At 32.8% G+C, this 17531-nt stretch carries 16 protein-coding genes and 1 pseudogene; 14 read left to right on the forward strand and 3 right to left on the reverse strand.

The features are described from left to right. Positions 1-28 precede the first annotated feature (28 nt). Both IPK18_09885 and IPK18_09890 read left to right on the forward strand, forming a co-directional pair. Positions 29-1522, forward strand: coding sequence for an SUMF1/EgtB/PvdO family nonheme iron enzyme (locus IPK18_09885; protein QQR97187.1), 1494 nt, complete (start codon positions 29-31; stop codon positions 1520-1522). A gap of 65 nt (positions 1523-1587) precedes the next feature. Next, complete coding sequence (locus IPK18_09890) at positions 1588-2862, forward strand: UDP-N-acetylmuramoyl-tripeptide--D-alanyl-D-alanine ligase (GenBank protein ID QQR97188.1); 1275 nt, start codon at positions 1588-1590, stop codon at positions 2860-2862. 2 nt (positions 2863-2864) lie between these two features. On the opposite strand, the gene aroB is transcribed toward IPK18_09890, so the two are convergent. Both aroB and IPK18_09900 read right to left on the reverse strand, forming a co-directional pair. Beyond that, positions 2865-3917, reverse strand: a complete 1053-nt coding sequence (gene aroB, locus IPK18_09895; GenBank protein QQR97189.1) for a 3-dehydroquinate synthase — start codon at positions 3915-3917, stop codon at positions 2865-2867. A 2-nt stretch (positions 3918-3919) separates the two neighbouring features. Beyond that, the gene (locus tag IPK18_09900) at positions 3920-4231 is read right to left on the reverse strand and encodes a hypothetical protein (protein QQR97190.1); all 312 of its coding nucleotides are present in this window, start codon (positions 4229-4231) and stop codon (positions 3920-3922) included. Between the two features lie 103 nt (positions 4232-4334). On the opposite strand from IPK18_09900, the pseudogene recJ reads away from it, so the two are divergent. Both recJ and lptB read left to right on the forward strand, forming a co-directional pair. Further along, positions 4335-6031: pseudogene (gene recJ, locus IPK18_09905) on the forward strand (single-stranded-DNA-specific exonuclease RecJ). 3 nt (positions 6032-6034) lie between these two features. After that, positions 6035-6763 carry an LPS export ABC transporter ATP-binding protein gene (lptB, locus tag IPK18_09910; GenBank protein ID QQR97191.1) on the forward strand — a complete coding sequence of 243 codons (729 nt, stop codon included), beginning with the start codon at positions 6035-6037 and terminating at the stop codon, positions 6761-6763. 1893 nt (positions 6764-8656) lie between these two features. Here lptB and IPK18_09915 read toward each other — a convergent pair. Next, positions 8657-8908 (reverse strand): hypothetical protein, encoded by a 252-nt coding sequence (locus tag IPK18_09915; protein ID QQR97192.1) that lies wholly within the window; start codon positions 8906-8908, stop codon positions 8657-8659. Between the two features lie 359 nt (positions 8909-9267). Here IPK18_09915 and IPK18_09920 point away from each other — a divergent pair, with 359 nt between their 5' ends. The 10 genes from IPK18_09920 to IPK18_09965 all read left to right on the forward strand — a co-directional run bounded on the left by IPK18_09920 (position 9268) and on the right by IPK18_09965 (position 17454). After that, the gene (locus IPK18_09920) at positions 9268-11058 is read left to right on the forward strand and encodes a DUF262 domain-containing protein (GenBank protein QQR97193.1); all 1791 of its coding nucleotides are present in this window, start codon (positions 9268-9270) and stop codon (positions 11056-11058) included. Between the two features lie 167 nt (positions 11059-11225). After that, the gene (locus IPK18_09925) at positions 11226-11702 is read left to right on the forward strand and encodes a hypothetical protein (protein QQR97194.1); all 477 of its coding nucleotides are present in this window, start codon (positions 11226-11228) and stop codon (positions 11700-11702) included. Between the two features lie 67 nt (positions 11703-11769). Then, the gene (locus tag IPK18_09930; GenBank protein QQR97195.1) at positions 11770-12576 is read left to right on the forward strand and encodes a hypothetical protein; all 807 of its coding nucleotides are present in this window, start codon (positions 11770-11772) and stop codon (positions 12574-12576) included. Positions 12577-12862: 286 nt separating this feature from the next. After that, entirely contained in the window at positions 12863-13102 is a 240-nt protein-coding gene (locus IPK18_09935; protein QQR97196.1) for a helix-turn-helix transcriptional regulator, read from the forward strand. Further along, on the forward strand, positions 13086-14003 hold the full coding sequence (locus IPK18_09940; GenBank protein QQR97197.1) for a restriction endonuclease: 918 nt from the start codon (positions 13086-13088) through the stop codon (positions 14001-14003). The genes IPK18_09935 and IPK18_09940 overlap by 17 nt, the downstream gene beginning before the upstream one ends. Positions 14004-14052: 49 nt before the next feature. Next, positions 14053-15408: a DNA (cytosine-5-)-methyltransferase gene (gene dcm / locus IPK18_09945; GenBank protein QQR97198.1), complete on the forward strand. Its 1356-nt coding sequence runs from the start codon at positions 14053-14055 to the stop codon at positions 15406-15408. A 456-nt stretch (positions 15409-15864) separates the two neighbouring features. Continuing rightward, positions 15865-16206 carry a hypothetical protein gene (locus IPK18_09950; protein ID QQR97199.1) on the forward strand — a complete coding sequence of 114 codons (342 nt, stop codon included), beginning with the start codon at positions 15865-15867 and terminating at the stop codon, positions 16204-16206. Positions 16207-16499: 293 nt separating this feature from the next. Next, positions 16500-16649, forward strand: coding sequence for a YqaE/Pmp3 family membrane protein (locus IPK18_09955; protein QQR99329.1), 150 nt, complete (start codon positions 16500-16502; stop codon positions 16647-16649). 22 nt (positions 16650-16671) lie between these two features. Beyond that, entirely contained in the window at positions 16672-16896 is a 225-nt protein-coding gene (locus tag IPK18_09960) for a hypothetical protein (protein ID QQR97200.1), read from the forward strand. 18 nt (positions 16897-16914) lie between these two features. Then, the gene (locus IPK18_09965; GenBank protein ID QQR97201.1) at positions 16915-17454 is read left to right on the forward strand and encodes a hypothetical protein; all 540 of its coding nucleotides are present in this window, start codon (positions 16915-16917) and stop codon (positions 17452-17454) included. Positions 17455-17531: the final 77 nt, after the last annotated feature.

Here is a 17531-nt window from a genome sequence, read left to right on the forward strand (position 1 = left end):
ATAATTAAACTTATACTTAAAAAACATTATGAGAAAAATTGTTTTTATATCAATAGTAGCTTTAATCTTTGCAAGTTCATGTAAAGGTGGAAAGGACAAAGCAGCAAGTTCATCTACTACAGGTTGGAACTACAACGACAAAGAATGGGGTGGTTTTCAAGTAGCTGAAGAAACTCAACAAATTACTGGACCAAATCTAGTATTAGTAGAAGGTGGTACATTTGTAATGGGTGCAACAGAAGATAACTTATTATATGAGTTTGATAACGTTCAAAGAAGAGTAACAGTATCGTCATTTTATATGGATGAAACTGAAGTAACAAACGTAGCCTACAGAGAATACACATATTGGTTACAGAGAGTGTTTGGTACAGATCATCCAGAGTTTGTTAGTGCTGCAAAACCTGACTCATTATGTTGGAGAAGAAATCTAGCTTATAATGAGCCATATGTAAAATATTATTTTACTCATCCATCTTACAATAGCTATCCAGTTGTTGGTGTAACTTGGTTACAAGCTACAGAATATTGCAAATGGAGAACAGATAGAGTAAATGAGTTCTTATTAATTAAAAAAGGATATTTAGCAAATAATCCAAACCAAGTTAATGAAGACAACTTTAACACTGAAGCATATATGGCTGGAATGTATCAAGGTACAACAGGCGAAAAACAAGGTATTGAAAACTTAGGACCAGAAGGTGGTGTAAGAAACGTAAACATGTCTGATGGTATTTTATTACCAGATTATAGACTACCAACAGAAGCAGAATGGGAATATGCTGCATTAGGTCTTAGAGGAAATATGCCATTACAAGGAGAAGAAGTAGTTTCTGATAGAAGAATTTATCCTTGGGATGGTGCTACATTTAGATACCAAATTCATGGCAAACAACAAGGTAATTTCTTAGCAAACTTTATGAGAGGAAGAGGTGATTATATGGGTGTTGCTGGTGCCTTGAATGATAATGCTGAAATAACATCAGATGTTTATGCAAACTATCCTAATGACTTTGGATTGTTTAATATGGCAGGAAACGTAAATGAGTGGGTACAGGACGTATATAGACCAATGACTGAAGCATTCGCTGATGACCTAAATACATTTAGAGGTAATGATTTCATGAAACAGTCTGAAGAAGAAGGATTAGACGAAAAAGGTAGAATTAAATATGTTCGTCAAAGTGATGAGGAATTAGCTAATAGAATAAATTATAGAAAAGCATTTGCATTAGATTACAATGACGGTGATTCATCTTCATTTGTTTCTTATAATTATGGTATATCTACTTTAGTTAATAATAAATCTAGAGTATACAAAGGTGGTTCTTGGAGAGATAGAGGTTATTATTTATCACCAGGTACAAGAAGATTTGTGAATGAAGATCAATCTTCTGATGATATTGGATTTAGATGTGCAATGGTTAGAGTTGGTTCTCAAGATGGAAACATGTTTGGTGGTCAAGCTTTTAAAGAAATGCAAAAAGTGGTTACTAAAAACCAAAAAGCAAGAAAATTATAATAAAGTAATAGAAACTATTTATAGAAAAAGTCTCGATTAATTTCGAGACTTTTTTATTTTTATGCATGATAAATAATATTTTCAATCTATATCAAAAGTTTTTAGAAAGCAATGGTGTTACAACAGATACCAGAAGTATAAAGCAAAACCAAATCTTCTTTGCTTTGAAAGGCGATAATTTTAATGCAAACCAATTTGCTCAAAAAGCTTTAGAAATAGGCGCATCTTATGTCGTTATTGATGATGAAGTATATAATATTGATGTAAGATGCATATTAGTTGAAAATGTATTACATACTTTGCAGCAGTTGGCATTACACCACAGAAGACAAATCCAATTAAAAGCATTGCTTGCAATAACTGGTTCTAATGGAAAAACAACTACAAAGGAATTGGTACATGCTGTTATTAAAGAGCAGTATAAAACGCACGCCACAAAAGGCAATCTAAATAATCATATTGGAATTCCAATTACATTATTAGAAATGCCATTAGATACAGAAATTGCAATCATAGAAATGGGTGCAAACCATCAAAATGAGATAGCACAATATTGCACATACACAGAGCCAACACATGGAATTATTACAAATATTGGAAAGGCACATTTGGAAGGTTTTGGTGGTGTAGATGGTATCATCAAAGGGAAAGGCGAGTTGTTTGATTATCTAACTAAAAATAATGGAACAGCAATTTATAATGCAGATGATGCCATTCTTTGCAAGATGATAGAAGATAAGCAAATAAAGAATAAATACGCTTATTCAGTAAATCAAGTAAATATTGTGCAAGAATTTCCGAATATTATTGTAGAATCTGATACGCAAAATATTAAAACAAATTTATTTGGCAAGTACAATTTAAGTAATGTATTGTGTGCCATAAAAATTGGTCAGTTATTTCAAATTTCAATAGAAAAAATCAAACAAGGTATTGAAAATTATTTTCCAAATAACAAACGTTCAGAGCTAATTGAAAAAGAAGGCTATCAATTGATATTAGATTACTACAATGCAAATCCAACGAGCATGCAGCATGCTTTAGAAAATTTTAGTTTAAGCAAGAATAAGAACAGAATTGTAATTTTAGGAGATATGTTTGAGCTAGGCAACAATGCATCTGAAGAACATCAACATATTGCTAAACTTGCAGAAGATTTGAACTTTGAAAAAATAGTACTTGTTGGAAAGAATTTTAAAAATGTAATTGTAAATAAAGCCATAAAATTCGATACTTCTGATGAAGCTAAAATATGGTTTAAATCTAAAGATAAATTGAATAGTGAAATTTTGATAAAAGGCTCAAGAGGTATGAAAATGGAAAATATTCTATCGGAATAATTTTACAAATTAATATAGAAATTAATGCCATCTATAATATCTTCTTCATCTATGCTAATGTTGTAAGCACACGCACCAATAGATGTTAATAATGCAGCTTGAATATCGTTTCCTTTATTCTTTTTATCCATCAACATCAATTGAATAATATTTTCAATAGGATATGAGGCTATGTCTTGCTTCGGGAAATATTGTAAAATCAATTGTACAATATCAGCCAATTCATTTTCTGATAAATCAGTTTTTTGATGTGATAAATATGCTTCTGCAATCATGCCAATAGCAATTGCTTCGCCATGCAAGAGTGGATGTGCTGTGTGTTCTATAGAATAGGCTTCAATAGCATGACCAATAGTATGACCAAAATTTAATATTTTTCTCAATCCTTTTTCCTTCGGATCTTCCTCCACCACATTTTTTTTAATCAATAAAGATTGATACATCAATGCAGAAATATCATCATTAAAAATGTCAATCTCTTTCAGTTGTTCCCACTGAGTTGAATTAAAAATCAAAGCATGTTTCAATATTTCAGCAAAACCATTAATGTATTGTCTTTTTTCTAATGTCTTTAGAAAATCATTATAAATAAAAACAAGAACAGGATTTTGAAATAGCCCAATTAGGTTTTTACCATACTTAAAATCTATACCTAATTTGCCACCAATAGACGAATCTACTTGCGAAAGCACAATTGTAGGTAATTGTATAAAATCTATGCCAGGTTTGTAGCAACTTGCAGCAAAGCCACCCATGTCACCAATTACACCACCACCCAAATTAATAAAAACAGCATTTCTATCTACAGTTTCATCAATTAGTGCTTTCCAAATCAATTCACAAGTTGTAATGTTTTTATTTTCTTCACCAGATTTTATTTCAATTATAACATCTATGCTTATGTTTTTTTCTAAGATTGGAAGACAATATTGTTTTGTATTTTCATCAACCAATACAATTTTTTTTGTGTACTGATTGATGGCTAAAAAAGATTTTAATTCTTCAAAATTATTGTCAAAAACTATATTGTAGTCTTGTAGTTGTATGCAATTCATGCCTATTTGTAATGCTTAATTTTTGTAGGTAAAAGAGAAGTTGCTTTCCAATCATTTATTAGTTTTTCCAAATCTTCTTTCCAAACTAAATATTTTTCCAATTCATACTTTTTGATTAAGCTATCAATATTAACTTGAACTTGACTTTTTGTTGTACTAACATTCTGATTGATGGCATAGAAAAAATCATCAATAATACGTTTGCCTTGTTCCTCAGTGTAATGTTGGTTTTGTATCAAATCTTCCAACAGTTCTTTAAATTTCTCTTGAAACAAGTGTGTTGTGCCAACTATATTATAAACGATATTTTTCATACAAGACATATATCTAACAAAAATACCATACTATTTTTAGATTTATGTAAAAATTACTTTATTATTTATCAATACACAGATATTTTATTTAACTTAGCAAGTTATGAGTGAGCTAAAAAGATGGATTTTATTAGAGGCAGAACAAGACAAAGTAGATGAGTTACAAAAAGCCTTAAATATTCATCCAATTCTTTGCAAATTATTAGTGCTAAGAGATATTACGACTTACGAGCAAGCCAAAAAGTTTTTTAGACCAAGTTTAAGTGATTTGCACGATCCATTTCTGATGAAAGACATGGATATTGCCATCAATAGAATTACAAATGCATTAGCCAATAATGAAAAAATACTAGTATATGGTGATTATGATGTAGATGGCACCACTTCTGTTGCCTTAGTATATTCATTTTTCAAGCAATTTTATACAAATATAGAATACTACATTCCAGATAGATACAGCGAAGGCTATGGTATTTCTACACAAGGTATAGATTTTGCCAAAGACAATAATATTACACTAATTATTGCACTAGATTGTGGCATTAGAGCACACGATAAAATAGACTATGCCAAAGAACGTAGTATAGATTTTATTATATGCGATCATCACTTGCCAGCAGACACAATTCCAGATGCAGTTGCCATTCTCGACCCAAAACGAGTAGATTGCAATTATCCATTCAAAGAGCTATCAGGATGCGGCATCGGATTTAAGTTAATTCAAGCATACACAATACAACATAATTTAGACATAGAAAATGTGTATTGCCAAATGGATTTAGTAGCCACAAGTATTGCATCAGATTTGGTACATATTGTAGACGAAAACAGAATACTTGCAAAATTTGGAATTGACTTAGTAAACTCAAAACCAAGACCAGGCATAAAAGCACTAATCAATGAATTAAAATTAAATAGAAAATTAGAAATTTCAGATTTAGTATTCATCATTGGACCAAGAATAAATGCAGCAGGAAGAATAGCACACGGCTCAGAAGCTGTAGAATTGCTAATAGCAGAAAACTTAGAAGTTGCTTTATCAAAAATTAAAAAAGTACAAGAAAACAACGATACAAGAAAAGAAGTAGACAAAGACATTACAGACGAAGCGTTCTATATTTTAGAAAATGATGAAACATTGTTGGCAAAAAAATCCACAGTATTGTTTAGACCACATTGGCACAAAGGTGTCATTGGCATTGTAGCATCAAGGTTAATAGAAAAATACCACAAACCAACCATCATTCTTACAGCATCAAACGGAAAAGGAGTAGGCTCTGGTCGTTCTGTACCAGGCTTTGATTTGCACGATGCAATAGATAAATGTAGCGAACACATCATTCAATTTGGTGGACACAAATACGCAGAGGATTAACTATTGAGTTAGAACAAATAGACGCATTTATAGAAAAATTTGAAGAAGTAGTACAAAATAATATTACAGATGAATTGCTGATTGCACCAATTGAAATAGATGCAGAAATAGAATTCTCAGATATTAATGATAAGTTTTATAATATACTAGAACAAATGGCACCATTTGGACCACAAAATATGCGTCCAACATTTATGACCAAAGATGTATATGATACTGGATTTTCTAAAATTGTAAAAGAATCGCATCTAAAAATAAACTTATTAAAAGATGGACAAAATCCTGTAAACGGCGTAGGATTTGGCATGGCACGTTTGTTTGAAGTGATGAATGAAAAAGAAACTTTTGATGTATGTTACCAATTATATCCAAACGATTGGAACGGACAAACTAAAATAGAATTAAGGTTGAAAGACATAAAATAAACTATGATACTAAAAGCTGAAAACTTATTTAAAACTTATGGCAATAGAAATGTTGTTGATGATGTTTCTATAGAAGTAAATCAGGGCGAAATAGTTGGATTGCTTGGGCCAAATGGAGCAGGAAAAACAACTACATTTTACATCACAGTTGGCTTAGTAGAACCAAACAAAGGCAATGTATTTTTAGATAACCAAAATATATCTAAAGTACCCATGTACAAACGTGCACAACTTGGTGTTGGTTATTTACCACAAGAAAACTCAGTTTTTCGTACACTAAGTGTCGAAGATAATGTAAAAGCAATACTCGAGTTCACACCATTAAATAAGCAACAGCAAAAAGAAAAACTAGAAATACTATTAGATGAATTTGGACTACAAAAAATAAGAAAGACAAAAGGAAAATTACTTTCAGGTGGCGAGCGTAGAAGAACAGAAATAGCAAGAGCATTGGCATCAGACCCAAAATTTATATTGTTAGATGAGCCATTTGCAGGCATAGATCCAATTGCAGTAGAAGACATACAGCAAATAGTAGAAAAGCTGAAAGAAAAAAACATTGGAATATTAATTACAGATCACAATGTACACGAAACGCTGTCTATTACAGACAGAGCATACCTTTTATTTGAAGGCAAAATCATCAAACAAGGTAGTGCCGAAGATTTAGCATCAGACGAAATGGTACGAAAAGTATACCTAGGACAAAGCTTTGAACTAAGAAGGAAATAAAAGTCAATAGATGAAACATTCAAGTGTCAATCCATGCTGACTGTCGACAGACGACTGCCATGCATTCAAGCGTCAGCACGTGGCGAAGAAAAATCGAAACGACTGAAATCATAATCTAAAGAGAAATAAAAAACGGCATTAGAAAAATAGCGTTAAGAAAATAAGCGTCGAGCGTAAGGAAAGTTTTGCATAAAAATACGTTCAAGCGTCAGCACGTGGCGAAGAAAAATTGAAACGACTGAAATCATATTCTGATATAAGAAATAAAAAACGGCATTAGAAAAATAGCGTAAAGAAAATAAGCGTCGAGCGTAAAGAAAGTTTTGCTGTTTGAAGTTCTGCTTTGTAGAAGCAGAACAAGTTTAAAAACTTTTAGCGAAGACGAATATTTTTAGCGTAATTTTTCGTAAGCCTTGATTTTTCTTTGTTACTTTCTTTGTATTAAGACAAAGAAAGTAAATGCACTTTTTCATCAAGAAAAAAATAGCCTTACTGTCATTACCACGAAAGTGGTAATCTCATTATTAATTAGAATTAGGAGATTGCCTTTTTCATGGCAATGACTTCAAACGATTTCATCAAAAATAGAAAAAACATTCAAGCGTTAGCACGTGGAGAAGAAAAATCAAAACGACTGAAATCATCTTCTGATAAGAAAAAGGAATTGGCATCAGAAAAATAGCGTTAAGAAAATAAAGAATAAAAAGAAGATTCAAGCGTCAATCAACGGCTGACTGTCGACTGTCGACTGACGACTGCCATGCGTTCAAGCGTCAGCACGTGGCGAAGAAAAATCAAAACGACTGAAATCATAATCTGATATAAGAAATAAAAAAGCATTAGAAAAATAGCGTTAAGAAAATAAACGTTGAGCGTAAAGAAAGTTTTGCTGTTTGAAGTTCTGCTTTGTAGAAGCAGAACAAGTTTAAAAACTTTTAGCGAAGACGAATATTTTTAGCGTCATTTTTCGTAAGCCTTGATTTTTCTTTGTTACTTTCTTTGTATCAAGACAAAGAAAGTAAATGCACTATTTTATCAAAAAAAAGTAAGTATTACACTCTTGTATCAAGACAAAGAAAGTAAATGCACTGTTTTATCAAGAAAAAAATAGCTTTACTGTCATTACCACGAAAGTGGTAATCTCCTAATCACTTAGAAATATGAGATTGCCTTTTTCAAGGCAATGACATTAAACAATTTCAATAAAAAATCAATAAAAACTGCCATAATGGCACAAAATTAACGCTTACCCCCACTTCCGAAGTGGGTACCCCCACCTATGGAAGTGGGGGGTACCACCCAATTTGTCAGTCCACGCAGTTTTTAAGTACCCCAGACCACTTCTAACCTAAGCCAGCTCAGTTCCGAACTCGGCCAGCTCACTTATTAAGTACCCCCAGCCACTTAAAACCTTAGTGACACTCAGTTTTTGTACCCCCTTGGCTAAGTTTTTACCTAAGCCAGCCTAGGTTTTAAGTACCCCAGGCCACTTCAAACCTTAGTGATACCCACTTATTAACTAAGCCAGCTCAGTTTTTAAGTGGGTAAACGCAGTAAAAACACGAGTCAGTCCACATAAAAAGTAAAAAGCCCGTCTAAAAAGACAGGCTAGGTAGGCTTTGAGCTAGATTGAGCCACTAAAAAAGTAAGCTAGCTAGGTGTATTATTATTTGTTGAATTGCTTGAGCTAGACTGCGTAGCAAAGCGAGTTTTTAGTGTATCGTACACGCTATCTGCACCAGGAATGCCCGCAGTAGGCTGGCCATATAAAATTTCTATAAGCGACCAATGCAGTAACATAAGCCTCAGAGCCAGCCAACATTTTAGTATCGTCTATAAGCTCGTGCAGTTTGGCAATTTCTTGCAAAAGAGGCTCTAATTGCTGAAAAAGTTCTAAGTCTTTTTCAGTTCTGCGGTGTTAAAATAAGCAGGCAATAGCGTAGGATTATTTTCCATGACGTTGATGGTATCCTCAACAAAAACTTTGTTGTTCACATCAATTTTAGGAATACTTTGTCGCTCTTCGGTAGTCAGTCCTATGAGCATGGGCAAATTAGATTTAATGGTGTTGATGGCAGTTTTTACTGCCGAAATTTGCGCTGCTGTAAGCATAGCAGACACTTTGTTGTTCGTGATGTTTGACATAATAATAAAATTTTAATAGTTAAAAAATAAGCCAGCTCAGGTTTGAAGTACCCCCAGCTATAATAATGACGCAAAAGCAGAAAAATTCCATAAATATTTATGTTAATTATTTGAAGAGAAAGCAAAAAACAAGTTGCGCATTTTGGATATACACAAATGAAATATGGATAAAACAATACGACAGGATATTCAAAATACGCAAAAACATATTTAACATAGAATATTGATAATAAGAAGATTATAAGGAAAAAATATTTTTAACAAAAAAATATACGCAACTCCATTTATTGCGTATATTTGTGTGTTATGTGTCACCCTATGACGACCGTACCAAATAGAAACGAACGACAAAAAGACAAATGCAAAAATATTCAGTAAACCAACATTTAATTGAAACAATTTTAGCTTGGGTAAATTCGGGCGAAATCGCAATTCCAGAAATTCAAAGACCTTTCGTTTGGGACAGCTCAAAAGTTCGTGACTTAATGGACAGTTTGTATCAAGGTTATCCAATCGGTTATGTAATCGCTTGGAGAAACCCGAACGTAAAATTGAAAGATGGTAGTTTAAGCGAAGGAAAAAAAGTTTTAATTGACGGACAACAACGTGTAACAGCTTTGACTGCTGCAATTCTTGGACAATATGTTATCAACAAAAATTATCAAAGAGTAAAAATAAAAATTGCCTTCAACCCTATTGAAGAACGTTTTGAAGTACAAAACCCTGCAATTTTAAAAGACAAAGTTTGGCTTCACGACATTACAGACGCTTTTTCTGGAAAAATTAGTTTACTAAAATTAGTCAGAGATTATTTGGCTCTTAATCCAGACATTGACGAAGATTTAATTGAAAACTCATTTTCAAGATTAATCAGCATTGTAAAAAAACCAATCGGAATGATAGAATTAGCACCTGAATTGGATATTGAAACCGTAACGGAAATTTTCATTAGAATAAATTCAAAAGGTGTTGTTTTAAGTCAAGCAGATTTTGCAATGAGCAAAATTGCATCTGACACAGAAAATGGCGGAAACGAACTGAGAAAAGCCATTGACTATTTTTGTCATTTAGCCATTGCACCAGAATTTTACAAGCAAATTGTAGATAACGACAAAGATTTTTCGAAAACCGATTTTTTTCAAAAAATGTCGTGGCTTAAAACTGAAAATGAAGATTTGTACGACCCAAGTTACAACGACTTAATTCGTGTTGCATTTACTTCGCAATTCAACAGAGGACGACTTTCTGATTTGGTAAGTTTATTATCGGGTAGAAATTTTGAAACAAGAAGCTACGAAACAGAAATTGCCGAACAATCATTTTTGAAATTGAAAACAGGTGTTTACAACTTTATCAACGAAACCAATTTCAAACGGTTTTTAATGATTGTGAAATCAGCAGGATTTATTTCGCCAAAACTTATCCGTTCGCAAAACGCATTGAATTTTGCTTATATTGTTTACCTAAAACTAAAAGAACTTGGCGTTAACTCTGTTGCCATTGAAAGTTATGTTAGAAAATGGTTGGTTTACTCGATTTTGACAGGACGATATTCAGGTTCACCTGAAAGTACATTTGACTTTGACATCAAACAAATTTCTCAAAAACCATTTGGCGAATATTTACAAGAAAAAGAAGACGGAGAACTTTCAGACGCATTTTGGAACGCATCTTTGCCACAAAGTTTAGATACTTCCGTTGCAAGTAGTCCATATTTTCACGTGTTTTTGGCTTCACAAGTAAAAGCCAACGACAGAGGATTTTTATCAAAAGACGTTTTGGTTGGCGACTTAATTTCTTTACGTGGAGACATTCATCATTTGTTTCCAAAAGATTATTTAAGCAAAAATGGACTTGACAGAAGCAAATACAACCAAATTGCAAACTACGTTTATATGCAATCGGAAGTAAATATTAAAGTGGGTAACAAACCACCTAAAGATTATTTTGAACTTATCAAAACGCAAATTCTTGACGACAACAAATTGGTTAGTGGACTTTCGACCGAACAAGAGCTTTTGGACAACCTAAAAATGAATTGCGTGCCAACAGAAATTATGGAAATGAGCATTGACGACTACCAAGACTTTTTGACTTTAAGAAGAAAAGTAATGGCTCAAAAAATTAAAGAATACTACAAAACATTATAATGCAAAAAGGGCGAACACATAACAGCAGTTTGGCAAAATGGCGGGTTCAGTGATAAATTCAATGGCAGTTCTTCGATTGAACTTTTGTGCAAAACGGAACATTTGTGCTTCGATTTCCGCCACTTCGCCAAGCTGCGAAACGTTAGCAGCAATTAAACCATTATACTATGAAAAAATTATTTTTTATCCTGACGCTAAGTTTTTATTCTAATCTCTTCGCACAAACTAATGCAGAAATTATAAAGTACATTAGTAATAAGCTCGAAGTACATGATGAATACGAAAATATAACTTTTAGTATTAAGAATTGCAATCTCATAATAAAATACGACCAATTTAAACAAGATCCAGAAGAACCCTTTTATGATCCGAAAGTCGTAGTCTATACTATTCCTATATCAGAAATTGATACTGATGCTATCAACTGGAAATTTATTAAGTATTCATATGGAACAGCATTAGAGGCATATTGCAAATTACTTAAGGGTAGCAAAAATTTTAAACGTGAAATAACACCTTACTCTACAGGAATAACAGAAACTGAATATGTTAATTCATGGATTCTAAGTTATCAATATCCAACAGATATAAGTCCAAAATTGAATTCATATTTCAAGAAACTAGTTGAAAACTGTAGTAAATAAAAAGAATTTGAAAGAGATTTTTAAAATAAAATTAAACGAAGCCCAGATTAAAAAGCAAATAAAGATTTTGCATAGGGGCATATCTAAAGAAGAAAGTTTTAATCAATTAGGTTTAGATGTTAGATACAACACATTAGCTCAATTTAAAGAAAGGCTATTTTTTTATGGGAATAAATCTAAATATTTTTGGAATAATGAATTCCTTAAAAGCTCATTTGAATTTGAGATAAATGAAGTATCAGACAAGATGTTTGAATTCATATTTAATAGTTTTAAGATTGTTTATAAAAGCCCAAAGAATTCTAATACAGAAAAGTACATTCAAAAAAATAAAGTTGCATTCGAATATTTTAGTAATGATGAAATGGAGAAGCATTTTTTAAGTAACATCAAAAAGCTTGATGACACCGATAAAATATATTTTAGAAATTACTACTTAACAATTTTGCATCAATTAGGCGATTTAAACTTTGCTAATAAATCTCTATTCCTTTCTTCAACTACAGATTTGGTGCAAGCACATAGATTTAGCAAGAAAGATAATTTGATAATAAATTTTTGGATTGTAAATGATAATTCTCGTGAAATAAATAAATCAACTAATTTACCGCTTTTTGCAGGGAAACCTTATAAACAACAGAAAGAAACTTCAATTTTCTTGTGTATTCTTCCACATTATATATACTCGTTCACTTACAGAAATAAAGAATATTTCAATCCACACCTCGCTATAAAGAATGAATATGACTATGATATTATCATTATAAATGGAATAGACGTTAATCAAAAAAACTTTAAAAATAAATTAAGAAATGAAACCAATTTTAAAAAAGGAGTAAGTTTAAATGCAGGTGTTTATAAAATAATTGATTGACTTTTGATGAATTTAACTGCTGCTAACAGCAAGCAAGCGCAAGTTGCTGCATTTATCTTAAAATAAAAAAGTGGAGCTCTTTTAGGCTTGTTTACTAAATTATTTAAACATACTACTTTTAAATCGTAACCTGCGCCTGCTTGCAACCGTTACATGCAAGCGTAAAAGACGACACCGTAAAACATAGTGATAGAAAATTACAAAGCTGACAATCCCCAAAATGCTAATTATAGTCTGTGGCACACGTTGTATACTAAAGGTAGCTTTGTGCAGACTTTAGTTAGCAATGATTTCAGAACATGACATACTAAACTTATTCGGAGAAAACGTCAGAAAACAGAGACGGCTTCTCAATATTTCCCAAGAAGAATTAGCACATCGTGCTGACCTTCACAGGACTTATATAGGTATGATTGAACGAGCTGAAAAGAACATAACGCTTGTAAATATGCAGAAGATTGCTAACGCTTTAGAAGTCAAAATTGAGGACTTACTAAAAATTAGCAAAGATGAAAATAAGCATTGAAGAACTTAACAAACTATTTAAAAGCACAGGCATTGAAATTCTTGAACTCAGAGAAGATTTAAAATCTTCGGAGAAGTACGTTGATGTTAGAATTGTTCAGGACAATGGTTTTGAATGGGCGGGCTCAATTCCTTATTTCTATCGAAGAACAGGACTTTTCATTGAAAATCCTGAAGACTTATTATCTCATTTAACTGCAATCAAGAAATTTTTCACAAAAGAGAGCATTGCGAAATTTCAAAAAGAAGAAAAGAAATTTTGGAAAGAAAACATGAAAGGAAGTGATGTTACAATTCATTTCTTCAACGAACTTGTGAAGATGAAATGGACATCAAATTTCCCCCAAAACGATAATCCGCAACGAAGAATACAAGACATCAAAGAAAAGGGTTACACAATTGCTTCTAGGCGTAACGGAAGAAAAGCTGAAAGGCTTTTGTTGCCAATTCCGAGAGGTGCGGAAACAGGCTACGAAATTTTTTCATCTGCTTTCAGAAAGAAAGCGTTGAAAACACTCAATGAAATAAATGTTTATGAATTAAGTTCGGCAAACAAACATGGTTTGCTACCTGACCATAAATTTCCTGAAATCAGGTGGGACGAAGAAACCCGTGCAGAAAATCCTGATGAAATGCCAGAAACTGAAATAAAAGAGAAGTTTCAATTGTTGGACAATCAACGGAACCAGCAAAAACGAGAAGTTTGTAGAAAATGTTTTCAGACAGGCGATAGAGGAAAACTTTTCGGTTTAAACTATTTCTATAAAGGAACTGATAAGTGGGACATCAAAATTCCCAAAGTTGGTAAAGAAGCTGAAAAAGGTTGTGTAGGTTGTGGTTGGTATGACATTGAAAAATGGCGAGACAGTTTGAACAAGTTAATCGAAAAAAGTCAAAAATAAACTTGCATACTATAATTAGCATTTGTAGTTTTGTAGAAAAAATGAATAGATGAATGAAGAAGTAACATTTGGTAGTGTGTGTTCGGGTATTGAAGCTGCACAATTAGCCTTCAACCCTTTTGGACTAAAACAAGTATGGAGTTCAGAAATTGCTGAGTTTCCTAGCAAGGTTTTAGACTTTCATTATCCACATATACCAAATGTTGGTGACATGACTAAATTGCCTAGTTTAATACTGGACAAAAAGTATTCTGCTCCTGATGTTTTTTGTGGCGGTACTCCTTGCCAAGCATTTTCACTAGCAGGTTGGAAAAACGGACTTTCAGATGAACGTGGACAGCTTACAATGACATTTATTGAAATTGCAAATGCAATTGATAAAATCAGAGAAACTGAAAACAAAAAACCTGCAATTGTACTTTGGGAAAATGTTGAAGGTGTTCTAAATGACAAGACTAATGCATTTGGCAACTTCATTGCAGGTTTAGCAGGTTATGACGAAGAATTGAAAATTAGTAAATGGTCAAAATCAGGTTTTGTCCTTGGAAAAACAAGAAATGTTGCTTGGCGTGTAATAGATGCAAAGTACTTTGGACTTCCTCAACAACGCAAACGCCTTTACGTTTTGGCAGGTGGCAAGGATTTCAGACCTCACCAATTATTATTTGAGTTTGACAATAAGAATGTTGAACTCCTTTTCAAAAACAATTCATCAAAACGAAAAAACGGCTCACCAACACTTTTTGATGACGACATTGAATTATCAGAAAACGAAGAACAAATAATTTTTAAAAACAATACAAAATTTGAGTTTTTTAGAAAATATACAGACTGTCTTTACTCTGCATACGGTACAAAATGGAATGGTAACGCAGCAGCTTACAATGGCTCTCTATACGTTGCACAAAACGACAGAATAAGACGATTTACACCATTAGAATGTGAAAGGCTTATGGGTTTCCCTGACAATTACACTCTTGTAAACGGAAACAGTGATACAAATAGGTATCAGGCTGTTGGTAATTCTTGGGCTGTTCCTGTGGTAAAATGGATTGGTCAACAAATAGCTAATTATTTTAAAGACGGACACAACGAAAATGTAGAATGGGTAAAATATGTGCGAGAACATAAAAACAACTTACACACAAAATTATTTTTACTTGAAGGTGTACACTCTTTGAGCAATGGTCAGTATTTGAATGCTTCAGCATTTCCAAATAACCCAATAGAAGGTAATCTTGCGGACATTGTTCAAACAGACGAAGTGCCTGAAAAATTCTATTTAAGTCCTCAAGCATGTAAAGGAATACTCAGACGAAAATTTGAGAGAGACATTAAAATGAATTCGGAACTTCAAAGATTGATGACAATAATTAGTGAAGAACTGAAATACCAAGACGCATGAAAAGAACGCCAGCATGTAACATGCGTTTGGCGCAATGGGGGGTGACGAGCAAAATTGAAAGTTCGTGCTTCTATTCAGCTTTGGTGCAGGTTGACAGTTTAGTGCTTCTAAGTCCCCCACTGCGCCAAGCGCAAAAACGTTATAAGCTATGGTAAAAAGACACCGACACCACATAAAACTGGTGGACAAAGAAAAAAGTAACGCCTTGACAATGCAGACAAGACCAAATATTTTTTGTGAAAATTCAACTCACAGACCGACACGCAGAGATTTAATTTTTGCCCGACCCGCAATTTTTTGTTTTTCTGCTGACACACAATGCAAGAGTGCGGCAAGCCCCAACCGCACAAAGCCGACCCTTCGGCTTTCCACACACTTGCACTTTTATCAACACTCAAATTATTTACAACTATGAAAATATACAGACTATTATTATTTGTTTTGCTCAACTCTTGTATGACAAGTAAAATAGCAATTAAGACAGGAATTGAAGAAATTAGCTTTGGGAACGGTGGCGGTTTTACTGGCGAAGTAAAAACTTATAAACTGACTGCTGACTGCAAACTTTTTGAAAAGGAAAAAGAGCTTAAAAAATTAGAGTCAAAAAAGACTTTGGAACTTTTTAACCAAGCTAAGGAACTGAAAGACCTAAATTTTAATGAACCTGAAAATATGTATTCATTCATTGAAATAAAAACAAAAGAAAAAACAAACAAAATTGTTTGGGCATACGGCTCAACAACAGTTGACAAAAAAGTAACTGAACTTTATAACGGACTATTAACAACCACTAAATAAATTAAAAATGGGAAAAAGATACCTAAAAACAATCGGAATAGTTGGAGCATTTTTTATTGAAAAGTAAACCATTGTGAAAGGACAGAAAAAAGAAATATTGACAAGACAAGAAAGCCGACACTCATGCCGACCCGATGTTTTTTATTTTTTGCCCACCGCACATTTTTTAAAACAATTGCCGACCCACATTGCACACATTGCCAAAGCCCCACGAGCCAACGCTACAACCAAAGCTTTGTCAAAGAGTGCAATTTTGCCGTCACACACAGAACAAGGAATGGAGGTTATATGTCATCCTAAGAGCAATTTTAGCTGTGATATTTCCACCTTTATATGTGGTTGGATATGGTTGTGGTTCAATTCTTATTGTTCTTATTTCAATTTTTGCGGGTTGGATACCAGGTATTATTGCAGCATTGATAATAATAAATAAAAAGAAATAACTAACCACTTAAATGAACACATATGTTTACAATACAGGTAATTGAAAAATCAACAGGAAAGCCCTCCTATTATAAAAAGGTTGGCGTAATCTTTAACGGCTGGACACGAGGATGTGCCAAAGACCAATATACTGATAAAAATGGTGAAGCACATTTTTCTGAGGACAATGGTAACGGAACAATTTATATTCAGGGTTCTAAGGTATATGAAGGTAAAATTGAAGGAAGAAAAATTATTTACATTTAACATCAAAAATCAATTTATATGGGAGAGCCAATATCAAACACTTTTGCTTCATTTAGTGATGAAGATTCAAAAGAAAATAAAGACATTATTCCTTCTGAGATCGAAAAGGATGAAAGTTTTAAAACAGAAAACATTGAAAAAACACCAGTTGAAAGTGTTGCAAGTATCCTTCCTACTGAAAAGGAGGAAGAAAAGCAAATTGATACCAAGGAAAGTTCACAAAAGGAATCAATTGTTAATCCTGAACTGACATTAATTAAAGACCTAATTTCAGATTTATCAGCTCAATTTGAATCAAAAATCAAGTATGATAAGCACAAAGAAGAAATAATTGATAAACTGCATAGCGAGAATCAGGCTTTTAAAAACGACTTATATAAAAAACTTATTCTGCCATTGGTAAATGAAATAATTTTCATGTTAGATGATTATTCCATTCTTTTTAAAAAGCATTCTGAATCCGAGATAAACGAAGTAGATGTGCCAAAATTATTAAAACAATTTGGTGGAATATCAGAGGATTTGGAAAATTTACTTTATAATAATGGTATTGATTGAAATGATTTGCGTCCTTGCATGTGCGAATATACGAAGAATAAACAAACATATGTTACATAAAAGTATTCTAAGTATAT

The sequence above is a fragment of the Sphingobacteriales bacterium genome (assembly GCA_016699615.1).
Taxonomy (GTDB): Bacteria; Bacteroidota; Bacteroidia; order Chitinophagales; family JADIYW01; genus JADJSS01.